Here is a 26,951-nt window from a genome sequence, read left to right on the forward strand (position 1 = left end):
CGGCAGGGGCACCGTCGTTTCCGGATCAGCGACTCGCTTCCTCCGGAAGCAGGTGCGCGAGCAGCAATTTGATCAGCAGTACCGGCGCGAACCAGGCCACCTCGGCCGGGACGGCGAGCACGCCGGTCACCCACAGCAGCGCGAAGGCCGTGACGGCGAAGGCGATCGGCCTGCGCAACGCGGCCGGTGCGGCGGTCACGATGAGCGCTCCGCCCAACGCCAGTCCATAGATGGTGACGGCCGCGGTCCAGCTGAACGCGGGCACCACCCAGGCCAGCAGGAACGGCTGGATATGGATCGCGACAAAGCCCAGATGGTGGACCGCTGTGCGTCCCGGCCGGTGATACCAGCGCTTGGCCGAACCCATCGCGTTGACGACGGACCCACCGAACAGGTCGAACGCCACCACCGCGATCACCGCGACAACCGGCCACGAATGCTGCGCCCGAATCGCCAGTGCCGCGGCACCGGCCGCGCCGCCGATCGCGACGGAGAAGCCGAGGGTGACCTCGGCCCTGGTCGCACCCGGCGCGATCAGCCGATCGGTGAGTGTCATCGCCGGATCCCTTCCATACAGACCTGCACGACCGGCTCGGTGAGATCCGGCAGCGACAGCTCCGGGTCCACCAAAGTCTGGATGAGACACCCTTCGATTGCCCCGATGATCACCGCCGCATGCCGCTCATCGATCCCGTCGCGCAGCGTGCCCTCGGCATCGGCCGCACGCAGCAATCCGGTGACAGCCGCCCGATATTCGCGATAGATCGCGACCATATCGATGGGCGGTTTCGCGGCCCACACATCCAGCAGGACGCGCGCGTGATCGGGATACTCGGCCAGCATCCCCAGCGCGCCACGGATCAACCGCTCCAAACGTTCGAGCGCAGGCCCCTCACCCATCTCGTCGAGCACCCGCGCCGACCGCAGTGCGTAGCTCTCGAAAACCCCGGCGAGCAGCGAATCCCGACTCGGAAAGTACAGATAGACACTGCCTTTGGCGATCCCCGCCTCGGCAGCCACATCCTCGATCCGCGCAGCGGAGAAACCTTTACGAGCGAACACGGCAGCCGCGGCGAGCAGGATTTCCTCCTGCCGCGCGGCACGATCGACAATCTTCGGCATGGATCTATTATGCCTGACTGGTCAGTCATAATAAACCCTGTTCCGGGATTCGGGTCCTCAGGCAATCTGGATAGGGCTTCTCGCTCGTCGACAGAACAGGAGTCCCCATGCCTCCACCGACCGAACACCCTGAACCGACTGTGCGGCACTCGATTCGCCTGGTAATGCTGGACCAGCACGACCGGCTGCTGCTGTTCTCCGACATCGACGAAACCGACGGCCACCCCTTCTGGTACCCGATCGGCGGCGGCTGCGAAGAAGGTGAGACCGCCCAGCAGACAGCCGCCCGCGAAGCGAGGGAGGAGACCGGCCTCACCGACCTCGTCGTAGGCCCCGAACTCTGGCGCCGCCGCGCCTTCGCCACCTGGGGCGGCGTCACCTACGACTGCCGCGAACGCTACTTCCTGGTCCGCGTAGCCGCCTTCGACATCGACACTTCAGGCTTCACCGCCGTCGAACGCGCCACCGTCACCGGCCACCGCTGGTGGACCCTGGCCGGCCTCACCGAGAACCCCGACCGCGTGGCCCCCGGCGAGCTGATCAGCCGACTGGCGGACCTCTTGCTGAAAGGCCCACCCGCTGAACCGATCACCCTTGGCGCCTAGGTGTGAGAGCGCACCGGCCGAAGCTGACGCGTTGCTCCGCTCCCTCGGTGTCACACGCTCGGCGGCCACGTCCGCGATGCTCCGATTCCGTTCCGAGCCGCTGCGCAGTCTCGATGAGTACGTGTGGGAACCCGGTAGTCACACCCGCTCGCGGTAAGGCATCGACCATGGCTGGGCGTGAGTCGTCGTGGCGGCTACTGTGACCGGTCCGCCGCCCGCACCGAGCGGTACGGGCGGCGGAGGGGATCAGTTCTCCTGCATGGGGATTCGCACCCCGCGCTCCCGGGCGACGTCGGCTGCGTGCTCGTAGCCGGCGTCGACGTGGCGGATGACGCCCATGCCGGGGTCGTTGGTGAGGACCCGCTCGAGCTTCTGGGCGGCCAGGGGAGTGCCGTCGGCGATGCAGACCTGGCCCGCGTGGATGGAGCGGCCCATGCCGACGCCGCCGCCGTGGTGGATCGAGACCCAGGAGGCGCCGGAGGCGGTGTTGAGCAGGGCGTTGAGCAGGGGCCAGTCGGCGACGGCGTCGGAGCCGTCGGCCATGGCCTCGGTTTCGCGGTAGGGGGAGGCCACCGAGCCGGAGTCGAGGTGATCGCGGCCGATGGCCAGTGGCGCGGACAGCTCGCCGGAGGCGACCATCTCGTTGAATTTCAGGCCGGCGCGGTGGCGTTCGCCGTAGCCGAGCCAGCAGATGCGGGCAGGCAGGCCCTCGAACTGCACCTTCTCGCCCGCCATGGTGATCCAGCGCTTCAGGTGCTCGTTCTCGGGGAACAGCTCCATGATCGCGCGATCGGTGGCGGCGATGTCCTTCGGGTCGCCCGAGAGGGCCGCCCAGCGGAACGGGCCGAGGCCCTCCTCGAACAGCGGGCGGATGTAGGCGGGCACGAAACCGGGGAACGCGAAAGCCCGGTCGTAGCCGCCCTTTCGGGCCTCGTCACGAATCGAGTTGCCGTAGTCGAACACCTCGGCACCCTTGTCGAGGAACCCGACCATCGCCTCGACGTGCTTGGCCATCGACGCCTGTGCCTCGGTGGTGAACCACGCCGGGTCCTTCTCGGCGAGGGTGTGCCAATCCTCGAGCGCGACACCGATCGGCAGGTAGGACAGCGGATCATGCGCCGAGGTCTGGTCGGTGACGATATCGATCGGCGCGTCCATGGCCAGCAGCTGCGGGAACACTTCGGCGGCATTGCCGACGAGGCCGATCGACAGCGCGCGGCGTTCGTCGCGCGCCGCGATCGCGAGATCCAGTGCCTCCTGCAAGGATTCGGCCTTCGTATCGAGGTAACCGTGCGCGATCCGCCGATCGATACGTGCCGGATCGCAGTCGACGCACAGCGCGACGCCCTCGTTCATCGTCACCGCCAGCGGCTGCGCGCCACCCATCCCACCCACACCCGCGGTGAGCGTGATGGTGCCTGCCAGGGTGCCACCGAAACGCTTGCGCGCCACCGCGCCGAAGGTCTCGTAGGTGCCCTGCAGAATGCCCTGGCTGCCGATGTAGATCCACGATCCCGCGGTCATCTGGCCGTACATCATCAGCCCGAGCTGCTCGAGCTTGCGGAAATCTTCCCAGTTCGCCCAGTCGCCGACCAGATTGGAGTTGGCCAGCAGCACGCGCGGCGCCCACTCGCTGGTACGGAACACGCCGACCGGCTTGCCCGACTGCACCAGCAGCGTCTCGTCGGCGGCCAGGGTCTCCAGCGTTCGCACGATCGCGTCGAACGCCGCCCAGCTGCGCACGGCACGGCCGGTGCCGCCGTAGACGACCAGGTCGTCGGGACGCTCGGCGACCTCGGGATCGAGGTTGTTCATCAGCATCCGCAGGGCGCCCTCCTGCTGCCAGCCCAGCGTGTGCAGCTGCGATCCGCGCGGGGCGGACACGGGCCGGGGGCCGGAAGGTGGCGGGGTGGCGGCGTCGGTCATCGGTTCACTCCTCGAAAAGACGGCTGTGTCCTGGGTCACTGGAATCCAGACTAGTGGTATAGTCCTGTATATACAAGTAGCTGTCAAGCGTGCTGTGCCGTCCGGGCGCAACGTATTCTCTGGACAAACTGAGGGAACGGATACCGGTGGTGGCGATCGAAGTGGTCGATGCGGACCTGGCCGCGCTGTACAGCGAACTGGGGACCGAATTCGCGGCGTACGAACGCGTCAAGCAGCTGATCATGGCGCAGATCAAGGGCGGCCGGTGGGTCGAGGGCGAGCAGATCCCCTCGGAGAATCAGCTGGTCAACGCGCTCGGCCTGTCCCGGATGACGATCAATCGCGCGCTGCGTGATCTCACCGCCGACGGCGCGCTCAACCGGGTGATGGGTGTGGGCACCTTCGTCGCGCCGACCAAGGCCGCCTCGCCGCTGTTCGAGGTCAGGAATATTGCCGACGAGATCTCCCGGCGCGGGCACCGGCATCGCACCGAGGTGGTGTTCGTGCGCGCGGAGGAGGCGGGCGACCGGCATCCGGTGCTCGGAAACGCCATGAGCGGCAGGGTGTTCCATTCGCTGCTGGTGCACATCGAGGACGACGTCCCGATTCAGGTGGAGGACCGCTACGTCAATCCGGCCCAGGCGCCCGACTACCTGGCCCAGGATTTCACCACCGTCACGCCGAACACCTACCTCAGCGAGGTCGCGCCCCTGATCCGCGGCGAACATGTCGTGGAGGCGGTGCGGGCCAGCAGGGAGGAGTGCAAGCTCCTCGATATCGACCGCGACGAGCCGTGTCTGCTCATCCGGCGCCGCACTTGGTCCTCGGGTGGGCTCGTCAGCGCGGCGCGTTTGATCCATCCGGGATCACGCAATCGGCTGGAAGGTAGCTTCGGTTCCGGGTCGAAGCACGCCGAATAAGAACCCCGACCTCGCCGGCGATTCCGGGCAGTGTGCACACCGGCCGGTGGTCCTGCCTGTCGCGCCCGTCGATGGTGCTCGGAATTGTTACGCGATCTGAATGCTATTCGCCGACAGCAAATTCTCCGCTAACCCTAAAAGTGCCTTTGACCTGCAAATTTCATTTGCGGATGAATGTCTGGCCGCCGCGGGTTATCACTGTTTCGTGACGAATCTCCTGGTAGTCCGGGTCCGGGCTGTAGGTTTAGTAGCCCATGGTTCGCTGGGTTCCATTCAGGTAACGGAGAGGCGGAAATGGCTACAGTCGCACGGCAGTCGGGGCCGCGCAGGATCATCTCCCGACAGGGCATTTCCGCACTGAAATCGTCGATGTCGCCGTCTGCTCTGGTGACCGTCGGCCTGATCTTGCTGATTCCCGTCCTGGCCACCGCAGGCCCCATCGCGGCCTCGGCGTTGATCGCCAGGTACGCCGGAGTGGGCCGGTCGGGTGTGCTGGTGCTCGTGGTGATCGCGGCCGTGGTGTGCGCCGCCGTCGTGGCCGCGACCATGGCGTTCCGGCTCGCGTGGCGCCGGGGCGCGGCCACCGGGCAGCACTCGTTCGGTTCCCTCGTTCGATAGGAGTTCGCCATGCAGACGCACCGCCCGGCAGGCTCCGCTGTCCCCGCGATCGATCCGATCCGCCCTCACGATGTCGACGAATGCCGCCGCCTGCGCATCGTCGCCCGCATCGACGACCCCGCGGTCTGGCACGCCGCCGCCACGCGCCTGCTCGACTGTGGCCGCCGCCGCTGGCACGCGCGGCCCGACATCGCCGACCATCCGGCATTGCGCCGCTGGTCGCGCATACAGGATGCCGAGCAGATGCCTGAACAGCCCTGCCTGCGAACGCTTTTCGCGGCGGTCGCGGCAGGCCAGGAGATCGGCGCCGGCGACCCGTATGCCGATTTCGCGACCGCGGTGATGCTGCTGTCGAGCTGCCCGGCGGCGGTGGCCTGCCAGTCCGACCCGATGAACTATCCACGCGCCGTGCGCTTCTCGGTGTACGGGTACCGCGAGGACGACCTGCCCCTGGCGGAGGACCTGATCACGACGACGATCCACGCCTGCGGCGCCGTACTGGCCCGCCGCTGTACGGTTCTCGGCCGCGGCGCGCCGGTCCGGCCCGCGACCCCGGTCGTCGATCACCCACTGCCGGAGCTGCTGGTCCTCGGCGGCACCGCGGCGCGCTGACCCGCGGTTACCCCTCGGCGAGAATCTCGGTCACCGCCGCGGTGATCGCCGCACGCAGCCCGTCGTGCCGGGCACTGAGCGCGTGCTCGGGCGCCGAGCGTTCCGCGCCGTACAGGTGGACCGGGCCGACCCGCAGCTGCTCGGGTTCCCACGCGTAGCGCGCGTGGATATGCCCGTGAAGGTGCCCCCAGGTATTGCCGAGCACCTCGTAGTTGATCCGCAGAAACGCCGGATCCGCCGCGCGGCAAGCGCGCTGCACCGCCTCGCCGAGGACCACCATGTCCGCCATGAACGCGACCCGCTCCGGCCGCGGCAACTCGGTGAGCTGATCGGCCTCGCCGTCGTAGATCAGCACGCAGTAGCCGGGCAGGTGCTGGGTATCCCCGATGACGGCCCACCCGGTGGTCAACCGGCACAGCACCGTCGGATTCGTCCCCGCCGCCGCGGCGCCGTCCCGATCGTTGCGCCAGTCGTTCGCTTCCAGATCCTGCGACATGCCGCCCCATTCCTGTCGTACGCCGACGACGCTTGTGCGAGAAGGGTGTTCGAGCGTACCCGCGCCCGCTCGCGGCCGTAGCTGATGCGCGCATCCGGCTGACCGACCTGATACGGGCCTGCCGTGTCTCCGGCGGCCTTGACCCGCATTGCGCTACGGGAGGCCGAGGTCGAAGCGGACACCGGTGCGCAGAAATCCGGAGGCGGACATGCCGAACAGGTCGTGGAAGGTTTCGCTGAAGTGGGACGGGGTGGCGAAACCGGCGTCGACAGCGGAGCGCGTGAGGTCGCGGCCCGCGGCGGCGTCCCGGACCGCGTGGACGACCCGGGTCCAGCGCTGATAGCCACGAAAGGTGGTGCCGCACTGCCGGGCGAACAGCCGCAGGAAGTGCGCCTTCGACAGGCCGAGGTGGGCGGCCATCGCCTCGGCTCGGTAGACCTGGTCGGGGTTGCGGTTGATCGTGGTGGTGGCCCACGCGATCCGCGGATCGGCGACCGGCGTGTGGCCCGCGACCGCGGCGGCGAAGATCCGTTCCGGCTCGACGACAGCGGCGCGGCACAGCTCGACGAGCTGGCGTTCGCGCCGGTGGGCGAGCCCGTACGGTCCGGCGACGGCGGTCATCTCGTCGGCGATCGTCGTCGCGGGCGCACCGGCGGGATCGACGAACAGCAGCAGGATCCAGCCGCCGGGAGCATTGACCCGATGGACCGCGCGGGCGGGCGCGAACGAGCTGCCGGTGTGGATCTCGCCGTGGGTGGCGGTGTCGAGGACGAACGGCCCGTCCAGGCCGACACTGAGCACCGCCACCGAGGGCGCGTGCAGGTCGACGCCGAGTTCGGGCCCGACATAGCCCACGTGCCCCGGCCGCATCCACACCACCGGCGACCGCACCGGACCGCACGTTTCCGAAAGCGCACCGACGGTCACCGTTGCCAGCGTATCGGTATCACGCGCCCGCCGCCGCCGGCTCAGTCGAAGGCCACGGTCGCGAGCATCTCGCGCGCGATCAGCTCCGGGTCCGCGGAGGTCGCCAGCTCGGACCCGTCGAGCGCGCCCTCCCGCCACAGCGTCGCGAACCCGTGCACCAGCGACCACGCGGCCAGCCGCGTCGCCCGCTGCCGTCCCGGCTCCTGATCGGACTGGATCTCGGCCACCCCGGCGCGCAACGCGGTCCCCGATCGCTCCCGCGCCGCCACCAGCTCGGGATCGTCCGCGCGCAGCACCTCCCGCCGGAACATGATGTCGAACCGGCCGGGATTGCTCAGCGCGAAGCGGATATAGGCCAGGGCCACCTCTCGCATGTCCTCGCCCGCTGCCGCCAGTTCCGTCGCCAGCAGGTCGAATCCCTCGATCGCCAGCGCGGTGAACAATCCGGCCCGGTCACCGAAGTGATGCGCGGGCGCCGCGTGCGAGACCCCGGCCCGGCGGGCCAGCGCCCGCAACGACACGGCCTCGATGCCCTCGGCCGCGATCTGCTCGGCCGCCGAGTCGAGCAGCGCCGCCCGCAGATCCCCGTGGTGATACCCGGTTTTCGTCATGCCTCGATCCTGACGCACAAACTTGTCATTGACAAGTTTCGCTGCTGCTGTCAATCTTTCCAGTGTCAAGATTGGCGCTAGGCCAGTCGACGTTCGCCTCGAGGAGTTCCCATGGCACCCTTCATCGCTCTCGCCGTCGTCACCGCCCTGGCCAGGCTGATCGGATGGCTCACCGACCTCGCCTGGCTGGACTCCTGGCCCCGGGCGGTGGCCGTCGGCCTGGCGGCGATGTTCACCCTCACCGCGAGCGCGCATTTCGCCGAACCGCGCCGGTCCGCGCTGATCGCGATGGTCCCGCCCGGCCTCCCCAACGCGCCCGCACTCGTGGCTCTGACCGGCGTTCTCGAACTGGCAGGCGCCGTCGGTCTGCTGATTCCGGCGACCGCGCCTGTCGCCGCGGCCTGCCTGTTCGTGCTGCTGCTCGTCATGTTCCCGGCGAATGTCCGGGCCGCGCGGGCCGATCTGGGCATCAAGACCATGCCGCTGCCCGCCCGCACCGTCCTGCAAGGACTCTTCCTCGCCGCCTGCGGCCTCGTCGTCCTTGGCTGAGGGACCGCACGTTTCCGAAAGCGCACCGCCCGACGGTGACGTCACAGTATTCGATACGCCGCCCGTAGCGCGGCCGCACAGACGCGAGAGGAACGACCATGACCATCACCGACGTGGCGCAGGTGCGGGAATCCCCACCCGCGGCCGACGCCGCGCCAGCGGGACCGACCGTCGCCGGACTGCTTCGCCCCTACCTGGGCGGCTTCACCGCTGTGGTGATCCTGCAGGTGATCGGCGCCGTCGCAGGCTTGGCACCGCTGCTGGCCGTGGTCGAACTGGGCCGAACACTGTTGTCGCCCACTCCGATCGACCACGGACACGTCTGGCTCGTCGTCCTCGCGGGTGCGGCGGGCCTGTTCGTCCGGCTGCTGTTCACCGCGGCCTCCGCCGGCCTCGGGCACCTGCTCGACGGGCGGGTGCAACTGTCGTTCCGCAGGCAGCTGGCCGCGCGGCTCGGCCGTGTCCCGATCGGCTGGTTCGGGCAGCGCAGGACCGGTGAACTCGCGAAGGTCGTCGGGGACGACGTGGACGCGGTGCACCCGTTCATCGCCCACGCGCCCGGTGAACTCGTCGCCGCGTTCGTGGTGCCACTGGTGTCGCTGATCTACCTGTTCACGATCGACTGGCGGCTCACCCTGATCACCCTGATCCCGGTGGTGCTGGCGATGGCCCTGATCCCGTTGATGATGACCCCGACCCGGCAGCGCGAGCAGGAGGAATTCGACACCGCCATGGGACGCATCGCGGATTCGGTGATCGAGTTCGTCCAGGGCATCCCGGTGGTCAAGGTGTTCGGCGGATCCGGGCGCGCCCATCACGCATTCCGCACGGCCACCGATGATTTCGTCGGCACCTTCTACCGGATGGTGCGCGGGCTGTCGGTGATCGCCGCGGGCATGCAGTTGGCGCTGTCGCCGCCGTTCGTCCTGCTGGTCGTGCTGATCGGCGGCGCGGGGCTGATCACGAGCGGCGGCATGACACCGGCCGACCTGCTGCCCTTCGTCCTGCTCGGCCTCGGCCTGACCGCGCCGGTGGCAGCCCTGCTCGGCCACGGCTTCGACGACCTGCAGGCCGCCCAGCGCGCCGTCGGCCGGATCACCGACGTGCTGGCCGTACCGCCGCTGCCGGAACCCGCGCACCCGATCGTGCCCACCGGCCATCGAGTGGAGTTGCGCGACATCCGATTCGGCTACGAGGCGGGCCACGAAGTGCTGCGCGGGATCGATCTCGTTCTCGAGCCGGGCACGACCACCGCCCTCGTCGGTCCGTCGGGCAGCGGGAAATCCACACTGGTCCAACTACTTCCGCGCTTCTTCGACCCGGCCCACGGCACGGTCACGCTCGGTGGCGTCGATCTGCGCGAGCTCGGCAGCGACGAGCTCTACCGGCAGGTGTCGTTCGTCTTCCAGGACAGCACCCTGCTGCACGCCACGATCGCCGACAATATCGCGCTCGCGGTGCCGCACGCCGACCTCGACGACGTGGTGCGCGCCGCCAGGCAGGCCGGCATCCACGATCGGATCGTCGAACTACCCGACGGCTACCAGACCGTACTCGGCGCCGAGGTGACACTGTCCGGCGGTGAGGCGCAACGGATCTCGCTCGCCCGCGCCCTGCTCGCCGCGACCCCCGTCCTCGTCCTCGACGAGGCGACCTCCTTCGCCGACCCGCAGACCGAGCTGGCGGTGCGGGGCGCGCTGGCGGCGGGGGCCGCCGACCGGACGACGCTGGTCATCGCGCACCGCATGGAAACCATCGCCGACGCCGACACCGTCGTCGTCCTGGACGGCGGCGTGATCGTCGAACGTGGCACGCCCGCCGACCTGCTGGCGGCAGGCGGCCGGTTCGCCACGCTCTGGCACGCCCATCGATCGGCGCTCGCCGACGGACCCCGAGGAGACGAAGGCCGATGATCCGGATGCTGCTGCGCGTGCTCGGCCACGAGTACGCCGGGCCGGTGCGCCGCACCGTCGCCCTGATGACGGTCACCGCGATCGTCGAAGGGCTGTCCTACGCCCTGCTGGTTCCCGTCCTGCACGCGCTGTTCGGCAGCGATCCCGGCGAGGTCCGGCCGTGGCTGATCGCCTTCGGTGCCGCGGTAGCGGCCTACGCGGTGCTGCGCTATCTCAGCGATCTCGCCGGTTTCCGCAGCGGAACCACCCTGCTGGAAGGGATGTATCACCGGATCGGCGACCATCTGGCCCGGCTGCCCCTCGGCTGGTACAGCGCGAGCCGGGTCGGCGAGGTGTCGGCGCTGGCCAGCCGCGGTGTGCTCGACGCGATGGGTGTCATCGCGCATCTGCTGTCGCCGTTCATCTCCGCCGCGGTGACGCCGCTGACGATCGTCGTCGTGATGTTCGCCTACAACTGGCAACTCGGCCTGGCCGCCGCGCTCGGCGCACCGGTCGTCGCGGCCGTCCAGATCTGGGCGGGCCGGTCCACGGCGGCAGGCGACGCGGACACCGCCGCGCGCGGCGTCGAGGCCACCGGGCGAGTCATCGAATTTGTGCAGGCTCAGCCGGTGCTGCGGGCGGGCGGCCGGACCGGTGAACGGTTCGGGCTGCTCGACGACTCCCTGACCGCACTGCAGCGGGCATCGCGCCGGTCGACCCTGTCGGCGCTGCCCGGCGTGATCGGCCTGGCGCTGACGGTGCAGGCGATGTTCACCGTCTTGCTGGTCCTCGGCGCGTACCTCGTCCTCGACGGAAGTATCGGTGCCGCGGAGATTCTGGCGATCCTGGTGCTGGCCGCCCGCTGCGCCGATCCGCTGCTCTCGCTGGCCGACATCGGCGGCAAGCTGCGCGCCGCGCGGTCGGTGCTGGCGCGCCTGGACGAGGTCCTGCGCACCGAACCGCTGCCGGAGCCGCGCGAACCGGCGCTGCCTGCCTGTCACGACCTGGCCTTCGATGCTGTCGCCTTCCGGCAGGGCGACCGCACCGTGTTCGACGACGTGTCGCTGGCGGTGCCCGACGGGAGCACGCTCGCGGTCGTCGGCCCCTCGGGCGCGGGCAAGACCACCCTGCTGCAACTGCTCGCCCGCTTCGCCGACGTGGACGCGGGCGCGGTCCGGGTCGGGGGAGTGGACGTGCGCGACATCAGCACCGAGGAGCTGATGTCCCGGATCGCCGTCGTCTTCCAGGACGTCTACCTCTTCGACGGCACCATCGAGGACAACGTGCGGCTCGGCCGCCCCGGCGCCACCGACGCCGAGGTGCGCGCTGCGGCGGCGGCGGCCCGGCTCGACGAGGTGATCGAGCGCCTGCCCGGTGGCTGGTCCGCGCATGTCGGCGAGGGCGGTGCCCGCCTGTCCGGCGGTGAGCGCCAGCGTGTCTCGATCGCGCGCGCACTGCTCAAGGACGCGCCGATCGTGCTCCTCGACGAGATCACCTCCGCGCTCGACCCCGTGAACGAGGCGGCCGTGCACGAGGGCATCGAGCGCCTGATGGCGGGCCGGACCGTGGTGACGGTGGCGCATCGCCTGCGCACCGTCCAGCGTGCCGACCTGATCGTGTTCGTCGACGGCGGTCGCATCGTGGAACAGGGCACCCACGACGAGCTGCTGCGCGCGGGCGGCCGCTACGCCGGGTTCTGGGCGAGCGCCGGCGCCTCCGTCGCGGGCGGGTGACCCGGCGGCGGTGCCGTCGCACGCGAGAGCCGGTTCGGCCGGGAGTTCCCCCGGCCGGCCGGCAACGCGGAATCTGAACCTGCCCTCGTCTCGATTTGGCATCAGGCAGTGAATTGTCAAGTACGCGTACATATCTCGACCCCGTGTAGATGCCGGCCGGTTGGGAAAGTTGCCAACCGTTCCTGGTCCGATTCGCGGAGATCTCACCAAGCGCCGAGCCCGATTCGCGGCATCGCGGTCGCCGCCGTAGAGTCGGCGGTCGAGCGTTGTCCGCATGTTTCTCGGTGATCGCCCGCAGGACGATGATGTCCTCGGCGAACGGTTTGAACAGGCGTTTCCCGGCATCCCGGGGATCGGCCTCGTTGTCGGCGCGACCCTACAGGGGGTCGTCGCGTCCGAATATCTCTGTCGCAGCGCCGCGCCAGTCCGCGGTATTTACCTTTGCGCAACACACTGCTACCCATAGGTCGGTTAGGGTCACGGAATCTGTTGGGGCACTGCGAGTTCGACATCATCCGGTCCGGCCCCGGACGTTGATCCCCGTCTCAGTAGCGCGCATGGCGCGCGAGTTACTTTGTGGCACTGTCCAATACCGCGTTCGTGTATTGAAACATGTTGTAGTCCTTGACAAGTGGGCCAGCGGTCCACAAAACTACCCGTCGGTAGCCGGCGATCGGGAAGCTCAGGCCCGGTAGTTGTGACAAGTCACATCCAGTGACTGCCCCGCCTGAACCCCCGTGAACCCCTGTGCACCAGTCGGGGTGAACCTCACTGCCACCGTGACCACACCAAAGGAGTTCAGCGCTATGGACAATCACGCGCTACCCTCAGCGCACCGTCAGGATGCTCGTCCGACAGTGCACCCGGGCGATCAGGTGGCGGTGCTGCCCAGACCGTCGGTCACCACGCAGTCGGTTGTCGACGACAAGCCCGTCGGGCCGGTCGAATTGCTTCCGCTGGTCACCGAGCGGCTGCACGAAATCCTGATCACCGGTGGCGATTTCGACGCCATCTACCGGCATGTTCTCGCCGCGCCCGGCAAGCGGGTGCGGGCTCGGCTCGTGCTCGCGTGTGCCGGCCTGCTACCCGATGTCGCGGCGGCGCCACAGCAGGCCGCCATCGATCTGGCCTGCGCGATGGAGATGCTGCACGAGTCCTCGCTGCTGCACGACGACATCTGTGACGGTTCCCTGCTGCGCCGCGGCGCGCCCTCGGTGCCCGCCGCGTTCGGCGTGCGCATCGCCGCCAGGGCGGGATTCCACCTGGCGGGCGCCGCGATGCAGGTGGTCGCCCAGGTGCTGGCCGACAACCAGGCGGTGTTCGCCGGGATCGGTGACGCGCCCGGCGTGACCTATGCCGACCGCTTGTCGGATCTGTCGTACGGCCAGCTCATCGAGACCTTGCCGCCCGCGGTCGACGCGACCGCGCTGCGCCGCCACTACGAACTCGTGGCAGGCGCCAAGACCGGCACGCTGTTCCGCCTGTCGTGCTCCTACGGCGGCACGGCGGGCGGCGCCGACCACGACCAGCTGCAAGCCCTGATGCACTACGCCGACCAGCTCGCGCTCGCCTTCCAGATCATGGACGACGTCCGCGACATCGAGGGCGGCCCCGAGCTGGGCAAGGACGCCTGCGGCGATCTGGACCGGCGGGTGCCGACCTGGCCGGTCATCGAATGGCTGGCGATGCGCCCCGGCGCGCGCGAGCTGTGGCTCTCGGCGGAAACGTCCAGCGCCACGCTGCAGACCGACCTGGTCGAGAGCGGCGCCACCCAGGCCGCGCGCGTCGTCGCGGTGCAGGCCACCGAGACCGCGAGCGCGGCCCTGGACATCTTCCCGTCCACGCCCGCGCGCGCGGACCTCCGCGAACTCCTGCAGCAGGTGATCAACCGATGAGACAGACCAGAATCGGCTCCCTGGCCTACGGCCTGCGCCACCTGCGGCGGGCACCGGATATGGCCGCGCTGCGGGCGGCGGCGTCACCGGAGGAACTGGCCAGACTGGCGCTGATCCCCGCGGGCCGCAACCTCGGCGTCTCGGTGAGCTTCCTGCCCGCGCACCTGCGGGCCGAGGCGACCGCCGCCCTGCTGGCCTGCCGGGTGCTCGACGCCTTCGAAGACCTCAGCGATCGCGCGGTCGCGAGCAGCGCCGTGCTGGCGGCCGCCGACTACCTCAACAGCACCACCGACACGCCGCCGCCCGCCCTGCCCGCCGTCGCCGCGGAAGCTCGCGACAGCGAGGCCGTCGACCGCCTGCTGGCCGAGCGCATCGGCGATATCAGGGCGCTGCTGTCCGCGCTGTCGGCGGAGGGGCGCAAGCGGGTCGGTGCGGTGATCGTCGACGTGGCCGGTGTCATGGCCCGCAATCTCGACGCGCCCCTGTCCCGGGTCGTCTACAGCGAAGGCGTGCTCGGGCGGGTCACCCACTACGCGTGCGCCCTGGTCGCCGAAGACGTGCTGTCGGAAGCGGATCTGCGCGAACTGACCGGCTGCGTCGCGGTGATCGCCCAGTCCGCGAACGACTTGCGCGACAACGAGTTCGAGATCTACGGCGTCGCCGACCGCGAGGAACTGAAGCGGATGGTGATGCTGCAGCTGCTGGCGCCCGCGCTGGGCGGCTTCGCCCTGCTCGCCCGCCTCGGCCCCGGCACGCCGAGTCGCGGTGCGCGCGCGGCGATGGCGTACATGACCATCACCACGACCGCGTTCCTGTGCTCGGTCGTCGACGCGCCCTCGCCCTACCGGCGCAAGCTCGGCGCCGCGCTGCTGGCCGCTTCGTCCGCCACCTACTGGGACAGGATGCTGGACCGGGTGCGCCGCACCGCCGATCTGGCGATCCACCGGATGCTCGACGCCTCACCGGATTTCGCCGACGGTGCGAACCAGGCGACCGAGGTGCTCGGCGCGGGTGACCCGCGGTCGAAGCCGACCTCGCTGGTCCCGCTGATCGTCGACACCACCTTCGCGCTCGTGCAGACCCTGCCGGAGGCCCCGCTGACCGGCGAACTCCCCGACGCCGAGGTGCGCACCATGATGATCGCCGATCACCTGGCCTTCGGCGCCATGGAACGGGTGCCTCCGCACGAACCCGAAGCGCTGCAGGCGCTCGCCACGAGACTCCAACTCGCTGCCCTCGACACCAGCACCCAAGGGAGCCGCCCATGAGCATCGTCACCAGAACCGCGCTCACCGTCCTGGACACCACTAGCGAAGGAGCTCCCCTATGAGCACCGAAACGCCCGTCGCGCCGGAGCACACCCCGTTCAGCAAGCGCGTGCTCAAGCTCGAGCACGCCTCGAACGTCGGCCCGCTGATGCACATCGCGCTGTGGATCGGCATGCTTGCCCTCGGCCTGTTCGTGCCGTTCGCCACGAACTGGTACATCGCGGTGCCGCTGATCATCGTGCTGTCGCTGCTGAACCTCTCGCTGACCATCGGCGTGATGCACATGCACACCCACCGGCCGCTGTTCGTGTCGAAGTTCCCGAACCGGGTCGTCGACTTCCTGTGCTGTCTGCCCGGCAACCTGACCGCGGCCGAGATGCGCGAGGTCCACGTCCTCAACCATCACCGGTTCAACGACGGGCCAGGTGACGTCACCTCGACCGCCGGGATGGAGAAGGGCCTCGGCGCCATCTGGTACTGGGTCCGCTACGGCGTCATCGTCAAGATCCACACGATGCGGACCATCTTCGCGGCCGACCCGGCGCCGCGCCGCCGCAAGACGCGCCAGCAGTTCCTGCTCGACATGGCGCTGTACGCGGTGGTCATCGGAACCGTCTGGTATCTGGTCGATTTCGATCGCTTCGTGCTGTTCTATTGGGTGCCGTTCCTGATCACCCAGGTCAACGCGGGCTACTTCGCCTGGTTGAGCCACGCGCCTGCCAAGGGCTTCGAGGACGACCCGAGCACCTCGCTCAACAACGCGGGCAACATCCTGAACTTCCTGATCTTCAACCAGGGCTACCACAGCGTGCACCACCGCTACCCCGGTATCCACTGGAGCCAGATTCCGGACAAGCTCGACTACATGCGTGATGTCAACCCCGGCGTCATCGTCCCCTACTGGATGGTCGCGCAGTCGGGCTGGCGCCTGTTCTGGCCCGGCGGCTTCCTCAACGAGGGTTACGGCACCAAGTGGAAGGCCAGGCTGGAGCAGCGCATCGAAGAGGGGACCGTGCGTTCGCGGTACCTGCCGTGGTTCGCATGGATCTGATCACACCGACACCGACCCAGGCGCGGGACGTGCTGACGAGCCGTTCGCGGCTCGTCCCGTTCCTGTTCTCCTTCGCCGTCTACGGCGTCGCGGGCATCACCGTCCCGCTGATGCTGCTGTTCGCCGGCGGCTGGTTCCTGCCGAAGACGATCGACAAGGGCCCGCACCTGTCGACCGTCCCGGCGATCGTCATCGACGTGGGACTGCTGGCGCTGTTCGGCCTGCAGCACTCGGGCATGGCCAGGCCCTCGTTCAAGGCCTTCGTCACCCGCTGGGTGCCCGAAGCGCTGGAGCGGACCGTCTACATCGTGATGGTGTGCCTGGTCATGTGGGTGATCATGCTGGCCTGGCAGCCGATTCCGGCGGTGATCTGGTCGGCCGATGGCACCGCGGGACTGGTGCTCGACGCCGGGTTCTGGCTCGGGTTCGTGCTCGTCTACGCGGCGACGCTGCTGCTGAACCACTTCCACCTGCTCGGCATCAGCCAGGCTTACCGCGAGTACGTCATCCAGGTTCCCGACGCGACCGTCGACCGGCTGCAGGTGAACGGGGTCTACCGCCTCGTGCGCCATCCGCTGATGACCGGCCTGCTGGTCTCGTTCTGGTTCGCCAGCACGTTCACCGTCGGGCACCTGGTGTGGGCACTCGGGTTGACCGGTTACATCCTGCTGGGCACCTATCTGGAGGAACGCGACCTGATCGCGCGCTTCGGCGCGTCCTACCGCGCCTATGCCGCGCAGGTTCCCGCCTTCTTCCCGTCCGTGCTCCGCATCTTCGGCCGATCGACTCGGCAGCCGTAAAGGCGTGCCGCCCGGCGTGTTTCCCGTTCGGGGACGCGCCGGGCGGACCCCGCCCGAGTTCGGGAGAGGAATCGACGTGAACGGTCATCCTGTTCGAGAGCGCATCAGACACAACTCCACCGGCGCGGGCCCCGTTCCCGGCGTCGGCCATTCCTATGCCAAGGCGATCCTGCTCGGCGAGCACACCGTCGTCCACGGCACTCCCGCCATCGCGTTTCCGCTGCCCGCGCTGCCGGTGCGCGCCCTCGCCTGTCCCGGCGATGCCGGTGTGCAATCGGATGTGCCCGCCGAGGGTGGTTTCCGGTTCCTCGCGGGTGATCCACACACGGTGACCACCGCGTCCGGGCCCCGTGTCGCGGTCGAGGAGGCGTTGCGGCGGTGGGGATTCGACGGCGACATCGTCGATGTCGTTGTCGAGTGCGATATTCCGCTGGCCCGTGGCCTCGGTTCCAGTGCCGCCTGCGCGGGCGCGGCGGTGCGCGCGGTCGCCGACCTGTACGGCCGCACCGTCGATCCCGGCACGCTCTACGAACTCGTGCAGTGCGGCGAGCAGGTCGCGCACGGCCGGGCCAGCGGCATCGACGCCAGCGCCGTCCTGGCCAACGGCCCGATCCTGTTCCATCAGGGCACGGCCCGTCCGATGGACATCGGCCTGGACGCGGCCCTGGTGATCGCCGACACCGGCGTGCCCGGCTCCACCCAGCACGCGGTGGCCGGGGTGCGCCGCACCCTGGAGCGCGATCCGCGCGCCGCGGAGCGACTGCTGGCCAGGGCCGCCGACCTGATCGGTTCCGCGACGGCCGACCTGTCGGCCGGGCGTGCCGAGTCGCTGGGCACGACGATGCTCGAATTCCAGGGTCTGCTCGCCGAACTCGGTGTCAGCACACCGCATATCGACACCCTCGTCACCGCGGCGCTCGACGCGGGCGCGTTCGGCGCGAAGCTGACCGGCGCCGGCCTCGGCGGCTGTGTCCTCGCGCTCACCGAGACCGGCGGCGCACTCGCGGTGAGTGCCGCGCTGCGCCGGGCCGGTGCCGTGCAGACCTGGACGGTCGGCACCGCGAGCCTGCGTACGGCCTCCCTGTCCCTATCCTCCTCGAGACCGGAACTCGATACACACCGATGACATTTTCCTCCGCAGTACCCGTAGTACCTGCAGTACCCGTTGTACCTGCAGTACCCCTAGCGTCCGAGCGGCCCGAGGATCGTGTCCGCGACGGCGAGGCCGTCGCCCTCGCCTACCCGAACATCGCCCTGGTGAAGTACTGGGGCAAGCGCGACGAAACCCTGTTCCTCCCCGTCACGGGGAGCCTGTCGATGACACTGGACATCTTCCCGACCACGACGTCGGTCCGGCTGATCGACGGACCGGCCGACACCGTCGAGCTCAACGACACCGCCGCCACCGGCACCGCGCTCGCCCGCGTCGAGAAGTTCCTCGACCTGGTCCGCGCCAAGGCGGGCCGCACCGAACGCGCCGCGGTGGTGACCGCCAACGCGGGCCCGACCGGTGCCGGCCTGGCCTCCTCGGCGAGCGGATTCGCCGCACTGGCCACCGCCGCGGCCGCGGCCTACGGACTCGACCTGGACGGCCGCGCCCTCTCCCGCCTGGCCCGCCGCGGCTCCGGTTCGGCCTCCCGCTCCATCTTCGGCGGCTTCGTCGTCTGGCACGCGGGCGAGGGGGACGGCGACGCGGGCGATCTGAGCTCCTACGCCGAGCCGATCGGCGGCGACGAACTCGACCCGGCGCTCGTTGTGGCCGTCGTCGAAGCGGGTGCGAAGGCGGTGTCGAGCCGCGTCGCCATGCGCCAGACCACCGAGACCTCGCCGTTCTACCAGCCGTGGGCCGAATCCTCGGTGCTCGATCTCGCGGACATGCGCACAGCCGTTGCCCGCCAGGATCTTTCCGCGATCGGTGAGATCGCCGAGCGCAATGCCCTCGGGATGCACGCCACCATGCTGACGGCGCGACCGGGCATTCGCTACCTGTCCCCGCACTCGCTCGCGATCCTGGACGCGGTGCTCGCGCTGCGCGCCGATGGCATCGTCGCCTACGCGACCATCGACGCGGGGCCCAACGTGAAGGTGCTGTGCACCCGCGCCGACGCGCCCCTGGTGGCCGCCACGATCGAGGGCCTCGGCGAGTTCGTCACCACCCGGACCGCGCACATCGGTCCGGGCGCACGGCTGACGACGGGCGGCGACGGTGAGTAGTAGCGGAGATCTATCCGGGACCCTGACTGCGGACAGTCAACGATCCCCGACCGGCCGCGCAGGTCGTCCCGGGAGCACCGGTGGCGACGGGCCTGTGATCAGTTGTCGCGCACCAGGGAAACTATTCATCGCAGGTGAGTACGCCGTCGTCGAGCCCGGGCATCTGGCCGTACTCACCGCCGTCGACCGCTACGCCACCGCCACGGTCACCGACGCGACTGCCGGGGTGCCAGGGGAATTCGGCACAGCGATCGGCGCGTCCGTTGGCGTGCATGAGGCGTCTGCCGCGGTGACCGGCGCGGTCTCCGGGGTGGTTGTGACGCTGCGGTCGGACCTGGACGGTGGCGTGACGCTGGCCTGTGGCCGCGACGGTGACCGGTTGGTCCCATTGACGCCCGATGCCGGTGTGCCCGCAGCATTCGCTTATGTTTTCGCCGCCGCGTCGGTCATCGATCGGTTGCTCACCGAGCGTGGAATCGGTTCCCGCCCTTGCGAAGTGGACGTCGTGGCCGACCTCGGCGATGCCGACGGCCGCAAGTACGGTCTCGGCTCCAGCGCGGCCGTGACGGTAGCCACCATCGCCGCCCTCGGGCAGTTCCACGAGCTCGAGCTCACGACGATGCAGCGGTACCGGCTGGCCATGCTGGCCACGATCGCGGTCAACCCGCGTGCCTCCGGCGGCGATGTGGCGGTGAGCACCTGGGGCGGCTGGCTCGCCTACGGTTCCCCCGATCGCGCGGTCGTCGCCGACCTCGCCGCCGATGGCATCGACGCCGCGTTGCGTGCACCGTGGCCCGGGTTGTCCGTGCGCCCGCTGCCAACGCCGACCGGACTCACCTTGCAGGTCGGCTGGACCGGCAACCCGGCCTCCACACCGGCATTGGTCGCAGGGCTCGGCGCGGCCACGCGCACGCCGGGTGACCGGGCGACGTTCAACGCGCGCAGCAACGACTGCGTGCAGCGCTTGCTGGCCGCGATCGAAGCCGACGACTCCGCCGCGATCGGCAGCGAGATCGACTGCGCGCGTAACCTTCTGCTCGACCTCGACGAGACCTCCGGTCTCGGCATCATGACGCAACGCCTGCACGCGCTGTGCGCGGCGGGCGCCGCCGTCGGCGCCGCGGCCAAACCGTCCGGCGCGGGCGGCGGCGACTGCGGCATCGCGCTCGTCGACCACACCCGCACGGCCGCGATGGCCGAACTCACCGGCCGGTGGATCGCCGCCGGTATCCGCCCGTTGCCGTTGCGGACCCATCCGTTCGAAGGGGACACCGCATGATCGCCGATCGCAAAGACGACCACGTTCGCCACGCGGTGAACCAGCGCCGCGCCGACACCGGCGCCAACGACTTCGACTGCGTCACCTTCGTCCACCACGCGCTGGCGGGCATCGACAGCGACGAGGTGTCGCTGGCCGTCGATGTCGCCGGAAAGCGGTGGGACACACCGCTCTACGTCAACGCAATGACCGGCGGCAGCGCCAACACCGGCGAGATCAACCGCAAACTGGCCATCGCCGCCCGCGAAACCGGCATCCCCATCGCGACCGGCTCGATGAGCGCCTACTTCCGCGACCCCGCTGTCGCCGGCACCTATCGCGTGCTGCGCCAGGAGAACCCGCACGGATTCGTCATGGCCAACGTCAACGCGACGGCCTCGCTGGATCAGGTGCTGCGGGCGATCGACCTGCTCGAGGCCGACGCGCTGCAGATCCACCTCAACGCCGTGCAGGAAGTCGTCATGCCCGAGGGCGACCGGTCCTTCGGATCGTGGCCTCGCCAGATCGAGCACATCACGGCCAACGTCCCGGTTCCGGTGATCGTCAAGGAAGTCGGGTTCGGCCTCAGCAGGCAGACCGTCACGTGGCTGCGCGACGCCGGTGTGTCGGTGGCCGATGTCGGCGGCCGCGGCGGCACCAACTTCGCCCGCATCGAGAACGAGCGGCGCCCGGCCGCCGACTTCGCCTTCATCGAGAGCTGGGGCCAGTCGACCCCCACCTGTCTGCTGGACTGCGCCGGGATCGCCGGGATCGATATCGCCGCGTCCGGCGGCATCCGCTCACCACTCGACATCGCCCGCGCGCTGGCGCTCGGCGCCGACGCGACCGGTGTGGCCGGCGCGTTCCTGGACACGATCGTGCGCCAGGACACCGACGCGCTCGTCACGCAGATCCGCACCTGGCTCGACCAGCTGCGCCAGATCCTGACCGTGCTCGGCGCCCGCACCCCGGCCGAGCTGGCCGGCTGCGACCTGCTGATCACCGGGGACGTGGCGACCTTCTGCGCACTGCGCGGCATCGACGTGGCAGCACTTGCCCACCGGAGTCCCTGGTGGCACGAATCGAACGACCGAGGAGGAGTCATCCATGAATGACATGTCGTACGCAGCGGTCCCGCTGCAGTGGGTGGGGCCCTTGCGCATCACGGGCAATGTGGTCGACGATGCCGTCGACGTTCCCCTTGCCACCTACGAAACGCCCCTGTGGCCCTCGGTCGGGCGCGGCGCGCGGATCTCCACCCTCACCGAGCGCGGCATCGTCTCGACGCTCATCGACGAGCGGATGACCCGTTCGATCCTGCTCGAAGCCGACGACGCCTACACCGCGCTCACCGCGGTGCGCCAGCTGAAGGATCGCTTCGCCGAGTTGCAGGAGGTCGTCACCGGCAGCAGCCGCTTCGCCCGCCTGATCGACCTGCACCACCAGATCAACGGCAACCTGCTGTTCCTGCGGTTCGAGTTCAGCACCGGGGACGCGTCGGGTCACAACATGGCCACTCTGGCCAGCGATCACCTGATGGACCACATCCTGACCACGGTCTCCGGCGTGCGCTACGGCTCGATCTCGGGCAACTACTGCACCGACAAGAAGGCCACCGCGGTCAACGGGATCCTCGGCCGCGGCAAGAACGTCGTCACCGAACTGCTGATCCCCCGCGACGTGGTGACCCAGCGCCTGCACACCACCGCCCGCCAGGTAGTGGAACTCAATATCCGCAAGAACCTGATCGGCACGCTGCTGGCGGGCGGAATCCGTTCCGCCAACGCGCATTACGCCAACATGCTGCTGGCGTTCTACCTCGCCACCGGGCAGGACGCGGCCAATATCGTCGAAGGTTCCCAGGGCGTCACGCACGCCGAGGACCGCGACGGTGACCTGTACTTCTCGTGCACGCTGCCCAACCTCATCGTCGGCACCGTCGGCAACGGCAAACACGCGAGCTTCGTGGACGAGAACCTCGAGCGCCTCGGCTGCCGCGAGGACCGCGAGCCCGGCGAGAACGCCCGCCGCCTCGCCGTCATCGCCGCGGCGACCGTGCTGTGCGGCGAGCTGTCGCTGATGGCCGCACAGACCAATCGCGGTGAATTGATGCGCGCCCATACCCAATTCGAGCGGTCAACCACGAGCAACGGAACACAGCTATGACTACAACTCCGGTCGGCATCCACGACCTGTCGTTCGCCACCACCCACTACGCCCTCGACCACGCCGTCCTCGCCGAAAGGCTCGGGGTGGATCGCGACAAGTTCTACCTCGGCATCGGCCAGGAGAAGATGAGCGTCGCCGCGGCCGACGAGGACATCGTCACCATCGCCGCGGCCGCCGCGCAGCCGATCATCGAGCGGCACGGCACCGACAACATCCGCACCGTGCTGCTGGCCACCGAGACCGGTGTCGATCAGTCCAAAGCCGCTGCGCTGTACCTGCATTCGCTGATCGGGCTGCCCAACGCCGCGCGCGTGGTCGAGCTCAAGCAGGCGTGCTACGGCGGCACGGCGGGCCTGCAGTTCGCCGCGGGCCTGATCGCGCGCGACCCGTCGCAGCGGGTGCTGGTCATCGCCGCCGACATCGCCAAGTACGAGCTCGACACCCCGGGTGAACCGACCCAGGGCGCGGCCGCCGTCGCGATGCTCGTCAGCGCGAATCCGGCCATCCTGCGACTGGACCCGCAGTCCGGGCTCTACAGCGCCGACATCATGGACTTCTGGCGCCCCAACTACCGGACCGCCGCCATCGTCGACGGCAAGACCTCGGTCAACGCCTACCAGAAGGCCGCCCAGGAGGCGTGGACCGACTACCGCCGCCAGGGCGGGCGCGACCTGTCGGAGTTCGCCGCGTTCTGCTACCACCAGCCCTTCACCAAGATGGCCTACAAGGCGCACCGCCACCTGCTCGAGAGCCAGGGCCACACCGCCGACGCCGCCGAGATCGAGGCCGCGATCGGCGACACCACCCACTACAACCGCACGGTCGGCAACAGCTACACCGCCTCGCTCTACCTCGGCCTGGCATCGCTGCTCGACCACGCGGACGATCTGACCGACCGCGCACTGGCCATGATCAGCTACGGATCGGGCAGCGTTGCCGAATTCTTCAGCGGCACAGTGCAGCCCGGCTACCGCGAGCATCTGCGGACCGAGGCGAACCGGGCGGCGATCAGCTCGCGTGAGCTGCTGGACTATGACCACTACCTGCGGCTGCACGAGGCCACCTCACCGAGCGACGGCGCGTACCACGCCATGCCGGAGGAAACCCGCCGCCCCTACCGGCTGGCCGCCGTCTCCGGCCACAAACGTATCTACGAATCTCGCTGAGGTCTCCACATGAGCAGTAACGGCACGTCGGAGTCCCGGCGGCACATCCAGGTCCTGATCATCGGCAGCGGACTGTCCGGCCTCGGCACGGCCATCCGGCTGAGCCAGCGGGGCCTGACCGACTATCTTGTCATCGAACGTGGCGCCGACGTGGGCGGTACCTGGCGTGACAACACCTATCCGGGGGCGGGCTGCGACGTGCCGTCCCACCTCTACTCGTATTCGTTCGCGCTCAACCCGAACTGGTCCCGCTCGTTCTCGCCGCAAGCCGAGATCGAGCAGTACCTGCGGCAGGTGGCCGACCGCTACGGCGTGCGCGACAAGCACCTGTTCGACACCACGATGACCGCCGCGCGCTGGATCGATGCCGACGGCCGGTGGGAGGTCGACACCAGCAACGGTGCCTTCACCGCCGACTTCGTGGTGTCGGCGGCGGGCGTGCTCGCCGAGCCGAATCTGCCCGATATCAAGGGGATCTCGAGCTTCGAGGGCGAGATCTTCCACTCGGCGCGCTGGAACCACGACGCGAGCCTGGCCGGCAAGAAGGTCGCCGTCATCGGCACCGGCTCCTCCGCGGTGCAGATCGTCCCGTCGATCGCGCCGCAGGTCGAGCGACTCGATGTGTACCAGCGCACCGCGACATGGGTGATGCCGCAGCTGAACCGGCCCTACCTGGCGCCGGAGCGCTTTGCCTTCAAGCACGTTCCCGGCCTGCAACGAATGATCAGGGCGCTGATCTACATCGCCCGCGAAACATTCGTCGTGACCCAGGTGAAGTTCCCGTGGACCGGCCTGCTGCTGGAAGCGGTCGGGCGGGCGAAGATGTGGCTCGAGATCCGGGACCCGGAGAAGCGGCGCAAGGTGCTGCCCGACCACCGCATCGGCTGTAAGCGCATGCTGGTGTCGAACAAGTTCTACGGCGCGCTCGACCGCGACAACGTCGATCTCGTCACCGACGGCATCGCCGAGGTGCGCGAGCGCTCGATCGTGTCCGAGGACGGCACCGAGCGTGAAGTCGACGCCATCGTGCTGGCCACGGGCTTCCACGTCGCCGATTCGCCGACGTTCAACCTCTACACCGGTCGGGACGGCAGGACGGTGTCGGAGGCGGCCGACGCCGAGGGCTACCAGATGTACAAGGGCACCACGGTCGCCAACTTTCCCAACATGTTCTTCATGCTCGGCGCCAACTCCGGGCTGAACTACACCTCGCTGATCTACGTCATCGAATCCCAGATCAACTACATCGTCGACGCGGTGACCACGATGCAGCAGCGAAACCTGCAGTCGTTCGAGGTGAAGCTGGACGCGCAGCACGAATACAACCGTGGGCTCGCGCCCAAGATGGCCCGCACCGTGTGGGTCACCGGCGGCTGCACCAGCTGGTTCCTCGACAAGCACGGCAACAACTCCGCGCTCTGGCCGGACTTCAGCTTCCGGTACCGGAAACTGGTGCGCGCGTTCGACATCGAGGCCTACGAAACCACGGCGAAGACGTCGTGACCGAGATTCCCCGCCGCCATGTGCGGGTGGCGATCATCGGGGCCGGGTTCGCCGGGCTCGGCGTGGCCATGCGGCTGCGCCGGCTCGGGATCACCGACTTCGTCGTGTTCGAGCGCGCGAGTGACATCGGTGGTACCTGGCGGGACAACACCTATCCCGGTGCGGGCTGCGATGTCCCGTCCCAGCTCTATTCGTATTCGTTCGCGCCGAATCCGAACTGGACGCACTCGTTCTCGACACAGCCGCAGATCCAGCAGTATGTGCAGGACGTCGTCGACCGCGCGGGGGTGCGCGAGGCGATTGTGCTCGACTGCGAGGTCACCGACGCGCGCTGGAACAGCGCGACGGCACGCTGGGAAATCCAGACCGGCAAAGGGGCGTTCACCGCCGATGTCACCGTGTCGGCGGCGGGTCCGCTGAGCGCGCCGAAGTTGCCGGACATCAAGGGCATCACCAGGTTTCGCGGTGCGCTGTTCCATTCCGCGCGGTGGGATCACGACGTCGATCTGGCCGGTAAGCGGGTCGCGGTCGTCGGTACCGGCGCCTCGGCCATCCAGATCGTGCCGTCGATCGCGGGCGAGGTCGGCAGGCTCGACCTGTACCAGCGCAGTGCGCCCTGGGTGCTGCCGCGGTTCGGCCACCGGTACACCCTGCTGGAACGCCTCGCCTACCGGCATGTCCCTGGAGCGCAACGGGTGGCCCGCGCCGGGGTCTACTGGCTGCGTGAGTCCTTCGTGCTCTGGCAGTCGAAATACCCGCCGCTGGCCGACTTCTTCGCCTTCGGCGCGCGCCTGAAGCTGTGGTGGGTGATCCGGGACGCGGCGCTGCGGCGCAAGCTCACCCCGGGCTACCGGTTGGGCTGCAAGCGGATGCTGATCTCGAACGAGTACTACCCGGCGCTGGCGCGCGACAATGTCGAGGTCGTGACCGACGGCATCGAGGAGATCAGGGAGCAGTCGATCGTCGCGAACGACGGCACCGAACGCGAGATCGACGCGATCGTGCTGGCGACGGGTTTCCGGATCACCGACTCGCCGACCTACGACCTGATCAGCGGCCGCGACGGGCGCACGCTGGCGGAGGTGTTCGGTGCCGACGGTCTCAGTGCGTACAAAGGCACCACGATCGCGAACTTCCCGAATCTGTTCCTGATGATCGGCCCGAACGCCGCCTTGAGCTACACCTCGGCGGTGTTCACCATCGAATCGCAGATCAACTACATCGTCGATGCGATCAGGACGATGGACGCGCAGGGCCTGCGGACCGTGGAAGTCCGCGAACAGGCACAGGCCGACTACAACCGGGACCTGCAGACCAAGTTCGCGGGAACCGTCTGGAACGGCGACTGCACCAGTTGGTTCGTCGACGAACGAGGCGAGCATTCCCGCCTGTGGCCGGACTTCAGCTTCCGATTCCATCGGATGCTGCGCTCCTTCGATGTCGAGGCCTACGAGACGACCACGCACAGCGAGCAGGCCGCGGCGAACTCCTGACACAGCTGCCCCCGGGACGGCGCGGGCCGTCCCGGGGGCAGTGCTGGGTTACTCGGTGATGGCGGACAGCGTTTCGATCAACGTCACGACTACATCGAGGAGGTCACCGAGAAAAGCAGAGAA

General features: G+C 69.0%; 24 protein-coding genes and 1 pseudogene. 19 read left to right on the top strand and 6 right to left on the bottom strand.

Annotation, left to right across the window (positions count from 1 at the left end; translation table 11 throughout):
• Window positions 1-25: 25 nt before the first annotated feature.
• Both ACWF9G_RS17375 and ACWF9G_RS17380 read right to left on the bottom strand, forming a co-directional pair.
• The gene (locus ACWF9G_RS17375; protein WP_452516380.1) at window positions 26-556 is read right to left on the bottom strand and encodes a hypothetical protein; all 531 of its coding nucleotides are present in this window, start codon (window positions 554-556) and stop codon (window positions 26-28) included.
• The gene (locus ACWF9G_RS17380; protein WP_452516381.1) at window positions 553-1,122 is read right to left on the bottom strand and encodes a TetR/AcrR family transcriptional regulator; all 570 of its coding nucleotides are present in this window, start codon (window positions 1,120-1,122) and stop codon (window positions 553-555) included. Before ACWF9G_RS17380 ends, ACWF9G_RS17375 begins: the two co-directional genes overlap by 4 nt.
• 107 nt (window positions 1,123-1,229) lie before the next feature.
• Between ACWF9G_RS17380 and ACWF9G_RS17385 the strand changes: the two genes are divergently transcribed.
• Window positions 1,230-1,727, top strand: coding sequence for an NUDIX hydrolase (locus ACWF9G_RS17385; protein WP_452516383.1), 498 nt, complete (start codon window positions 1,230-1,232; stop codon window positions 1,725-1,727).
• A gap of 246 nt (window positions 1,728-1,973) precedes the next feature.
• On the opposite strand, the gene hutU is transcribed toward ACWF9G_RS17385, so the two are convergent.
• The gene (hutU, locus tag ACWF9G_RS17390; RefSeq protein ID WP_379307034.1) at window positions 1,974-3,653 is read right to left on the bottom strand and encodes a urocanate hydratase; all 1,680 of its coding nucleotides are present in this window, start codon (window positions 3,651-3,653) and stop codon (window positions 1,974-1,976) included.
• Between the two features lie 140 nt (window positions 3,654-3,793).
• Between hutU and hutC the strand changes: the two genes are divergently transcribed.
• The 3 genes from hutC to ACWF9G_RS17405 all read left to right on the top strand — a co-directional run bounded on the left by hutC (window position 3,794) and on the right by ACWF9G_RS17405 (window position 5,803).
• Window positions 3,794-4,573, top strand: a complete 780-nt coding sequence (gene hutC / locus ACWF9G_RS17395) for a histidine utilization repressor (RefSeq protein WP_452516513.1) — start codon at window positions 3,794-3,796, stop codon at window positions 4,571-4,573.
• Window positions 4,574-4,867: 294 nt separating this feature from the next.
• Complete coding sequence (locus tag ACWF9G_RS17400) at window positions 4,868-5,191, top strand: hypothetical protein (RefSeq protein ID WP_379307037.1); 324 nt, start codon at window positions 4,868-4,870, stop codon at window positions 5,189-5,191.
• 9 nt (window positions 5,192-5,200) lie between these two features.
• Window positions 5,201-5,803 carry a hypothetical protein gene (locus ACWF9G_RS17405; protein ID WP_452516385.1) on the top strand — a complete coding sequence of 201 codons (603 nt, stop codon included), beginning with the start codon at window positions 5,201-5,203 and terminating at the stop codon, window positions 5,801-5,803.
• Between the two features lie 7 nt (window positions 5,804-5,810).
• Here the strand turns inward: ACWF9G_RS17405 and ACWF9G_RS17410 are convergent, their stop codons facing one another.
• The 3 genes from ACWF9G_RS17410 to ACWF9G_RS17420 form a co-directional block, all read right to left on the bottom strand.
• The gene (locus ACWF9G_RS17410) at window positions 5,811-6,299 is read right to left on the bottom strand and encodes an HIT family protein (protein WP_452516387.1); all 489 of its coding nucleotides are present in this window, start codon (window positions 6,297-6,299) and stop codon (window positions 5,811-5,813) included.
• Window positions 6,300-6,452: 153 nt separating this feature from the next.
• On the bottom strand, window positions 6,453-7,226 hold the full coding sequence (locus tag ACWF9G_RS17415; protein ID WP_452516389.1) for a helix-turn-helix transcriptional regulator: 774 nt from the start codon (window positions 7,224-7,226) through the stop codon (window positions 6,453-6,455).
• 41 nt (window positions 7,227-7,267) lie between these two features.
• Window positions 7,268-7,837, bottom strand: a complete 570-nt coding sequence (locus ACWF9G_RS17420; RefSeq protein WP_379307044.1) for a TetR/AcrR family transcriptional regulator — start codon at window positions 7,835-7,837, stop codon at window positions 7,268-7,270.
• A gap of 111 nt (window positions 7,838-7,948) precedes the next feature.
• Here ACWF9G_RS17420 and ACWF9G_RS17425 point away from each other — a divergent pair, with 111 nt between their 5' ends.
• The 15 genes and pseudogenes from ACWF9G_RS17425 to ACWF9G_RS17495 all read left to right on the top strand — a co-directional run bounded on the left by ACWF9G_RS17425 (window position 7,949) and on the right by ACWF9G_RS17495 (window position 26,828).
• Entirely contained in the window at window positions 7,949-8,386 is a 438-nt protein-coding gene (locus ACWF9G_RS17425) for a DoxX family protein (RefSeq protein ID WP_452516391.1), read from the top strand.
• A 98-nt stretch (window positions 8,387-8,484) separates the two neighbouring features.
• On the top strand, window positions 8,485-10,299 hold the full coding sequence (locus ACWF9G_RS17430; RefSeq protein WP_452516392.1) for an ABC transporter ATP-binding protein: 1,815 nt from the start codon (window positions 8,485-8,487) through the stop codon (window positions 10,297-10,299).
• Window positions 10,296-12,011 (top strand): ABC transporter ATP-binding protein, encoded by a 1,716-nt coding sequence (locus tag ACWF9G_RS17435; protein WP_379307050.1) that lies wholly within the window; start codon window positions 10,296-10,298, stop codon window positions 12,009-12,011. Before ACWF9G_RS17430 ends, ACWF9G_RS17435 begins: the two co-directional genes overlap by 4 nt.
• 881 nt (window positions 12,012-12,892) lie before the next feature.
• Window positions 12,893-13,906: a polyprenyl synthetase family protein gene (locus tag ACWF9G_RS17440; protein WP_379307052.1), complete on the top strand. Its 1,014-nt coding sequence runs from the start codon at window positions 12,893-12,895 to the stop codon at window positions 13,904-13,906.
• Window positions 13,903-15,174, top strand: a complete 1,272-nt coding sequence (locus ACWF9G_RS17445) for a hypothetical protein (protein ID WP_379307054.1) — start codon at window positions 13,903-13,905, stop codon at window positions 15,172-15,174. Before ACWF9G_RS17440 ends, ACWF9G_RS17445 begins: the two co-directional genes overlap by 4 nt.
• A 58-nt stretch (window positions 15,175-15,232) precedes the next feature.
• Window positions 15,233-16,225, top strand: coding sequence for a fatty acid desaturase (locus ACWF9G_RS17450; RefSeq protein ID WP_379307056.1), 993 nt, complete (start codon window positions 15,233-15,235; stop codon window positions 16,223-16,225).
• Complete coding sequence (locus ACWF9G_RS17455) at window positions 16,216-17,025, top strand: methyltransferase family protein (protein ID WP_379307058.1); 810 nt, start codon at window positions 16,216-16,218, stop codon at window positions 17,023-17,025. The genes ACWF9G_RS17450 and ACWF9G_RS17455 overlap by 10 nt, the downstream gene beginning before the upstream one ends.
• A gap of 76 nt (window positions 17,026-17,101) precedes the next feature.
• On the top strand, window positions 17,102-18,151 hold the full coding sequence (mvk, locus tag ACWF9G_RS17460) for a mevalonate kinase (protein WP_452516395.1): 1,050 nt from the start codon (window positions 17,102-17,104) through the stop codon (window positions 18,149-18,151).
• Window positions 18,152-18,249: 98 nt separating this feature from the next.
• Window positions 18,250-19,239 (top strand): annotated as a pseudogene (mvaD, locus tag ACWF9G_RS17465) (diphosphomevalonate decarboxylase); the annotation flags it as partial.
• 94 nt (window positions 19,240-19,333) lie between these two features.
• Window positions 19,334-20,518, top strand: a complete 1,185-nt coding sequence (locus ACWF9G_RS17470) for a phosphomevalonate kinase (protein WP_452516397.1) — start codon at window positions 19,334-19,336, stop codon at window positions 20,516-20,518.
• Window positions 20,515-21,612 (top strand): type 2 isopentenyl-diphosphate Delta-isomerase, encoded by a 1,098-nt coding sequence (gene fni / locus ACWF9G_RS17475; protein WP_379307064.1) that lies wholly within the window; start codon window positions 20,515-20,517, stop codon window positions 21,610-21,612. The genes ACWF9G_RS17470 and fni overlap by 4 nt, the downstream gene beginning before the upstream one ends.
• Window positions 21,605-22,663, top strand: coding sequence for a hydroxymethylglutaryl-CoA reductase (locus ACWF9G_RS17480; protein ID WP_379307066.1), 1,059 nt, complete (start codon window positions 21,605-21,607; stop codon window positions 22,661-22,663). Before fni ends, ACWF9G_RS17480 begins: the two co-directional genes overlap by 8 nt.
• Window positions 22,660-23,832: a hydroxymethylglutaryl-CoA synthase gene (locus tag ACWF9G_RS17485; RefSeq protein ID WP_452516399.1), complete on the top strand. Its 1,173-nt coding sequence runs from the start codon at window positions 22,660-22,662 to the stop codon at window positions 23,830-23,832. The genes ACWF9G_RS17480 and ACWF9G_RS17485 overlap by 4 nt, the downstream gene beginning before the upstream one ends.
• 9 nt (window positions 23,833-23,841) lie before the next feature.
• Window positions 23,842-25,335, top strand: coding sequence for a flavin-containing monooxygenase (locus ACWF9G_RS17490; RefSeq protein ID WP_452516400.1), 1,494 nt, complete (start codon window positions 23,842-23,844; stop codon window positions 25,333-25,335).
• Entirely contained in the window at window positions 25,332-26,828 is a 1,497-nt protein-coding gene (locus ACWF9G_RS17495; protein WP_452516402.1) for a flavin-containing monooxygenase, read from the top strand. Before ACWF9G_RS17490 ends, ACWF9G_RS17495 begins: the two co-directional genes overlap by 4 nt.
• Window positions 26,829-26,951 lie beyond the last annotated feature (123 nt).

This window comes from Nocardia sp. NPDC055029, assembly GCF_053608525.1.

Bases quoted from the DNA above. Each gene is read 5' to 3' on its own strand.
- ACWF9G_RS17430 (WP_452516392.1), top strand. From the start codon at position 8,485: ATGACCATCACCGACGTGGCGCAGGTGCGGGAATCCCCACCCGCGGCC.
- ACWF9G_RS17380 (WP_452516381.1), bottom strand. From the start codon at position 1,122: ATGCCGAAGATTGTCGATCGTGCCGCGCGGCAGGAGGAAATCCTGCTC.
- ACWF9G_RS17400 (WP_379307037.1), top strand. From the start codon at position 4,868: ATGGCTACAGTCGCACGGCAGTCGGGGCCGCGCAGGATCATCTCCCGA.
- hutU (WP_379307034.1), bottom strand. From the start codon at position 3,653: ATGACCGACGCCGCCACCCCGCCACCTTCCGGCCCCCGGCCCGTGTCC.
- ACWF9G_RS17375 (WP_452516380.1), bottom strand. From the start codon at position 556: ATGACACTCACCGATCGGCTGATCGCGCCGGGTGCGACCAGGGCCGAG.
- fni (WP_379307064.1), top strand. From the start codon at position 20,515: ATGATCGCCGATCGCAAAGACGACCACGTTCGCCACGCGGTGAACCAG.
- ACWF9G_RS17485 (WP_452516399.1), top strand. From the start codon at position 22,660: ATGACTACAACTCCGGTCGGCATCCACGACCTGTCGTTCGCCACCACC.
- ACWF9G_RS17445 (WP_379307054.1), top strand. From the start codon at position 13,903: ATGAGACAGACCAGAATCGGCTCCCTGGCCTACGGCCTGCGCCACCTG.
- ACWF9G_RS17490 (WP_452516400.1), top strand. From the start codon at position 23,842: ATGAGCAGTAACGGCACGTCGGAGTCCCGGCGGCACATCCAGGTCCTG.
- ACWF9G_RS17385 (WP_452516383.1), top strand. From the start codon at position 1,230: ATGCCTCCACCGACCGAACACCCTGAACCGACTGTGCGGCACTCGATT.
- ACWF9G_RS17480 (WP_379307066.1), top strand. From the start codon at position 21,605: ATGAATGACATGTCGTACGCAGCGGTCCCGCTGCAGTGGGTGGGGCCC.
- ACWF9G_RS17405 (WP_452516385.1), top strand. From the start codon at position 5,201: ATGCAGACGCACCGCCCGGCAGGCTCCGCTGTCCCCGCGATCGATCCG.
- ACWF9G_RS17455 (WP_379307058.1), top strand. From the start codon at position 16,216: ATGGATCTGATCACACCGACACCGACCCAGGCGCGGGACGTGCTGACG.
- ACWF9G_RS17435 (WP_379307050.1), top strand. From the start codon at position 10,296: ATGATCCGGATGCTGCTGCGCGTGCTCGGCCACGAGTACGCCGGGCCG.
- ACWF9G_RS17450 (WP_379307056.1), top strand. From the start codon at position 15,233: ATGAGCACCGAAACGCCCGTCGCGCCGGAGCACACCCCGTTCAGCAAG.
- ACWF9G_RS17410 (WP_452516387.1), bottom strand. From the start codon at position 6,299: ATGTCGCAGGATCTGGAAGCGAACGACTGGCGCAACGATCGGGACGGC.
- ACWF9G_RS17425 (WP_452516391.1), top strand. From the start codon at position 7,949: ATGGCACCCTTCATCGCTCTCGCCGTCGTCACCGCCCTGGCCAGGCTG.
- ACWF9G_RS17420 (WP_379307044.1), bottom strand. From the start codon at position 7,837: ATGACGAAAACCGGGTATCACCACGGGGATCTGCGGGCGGCGCTGCTC.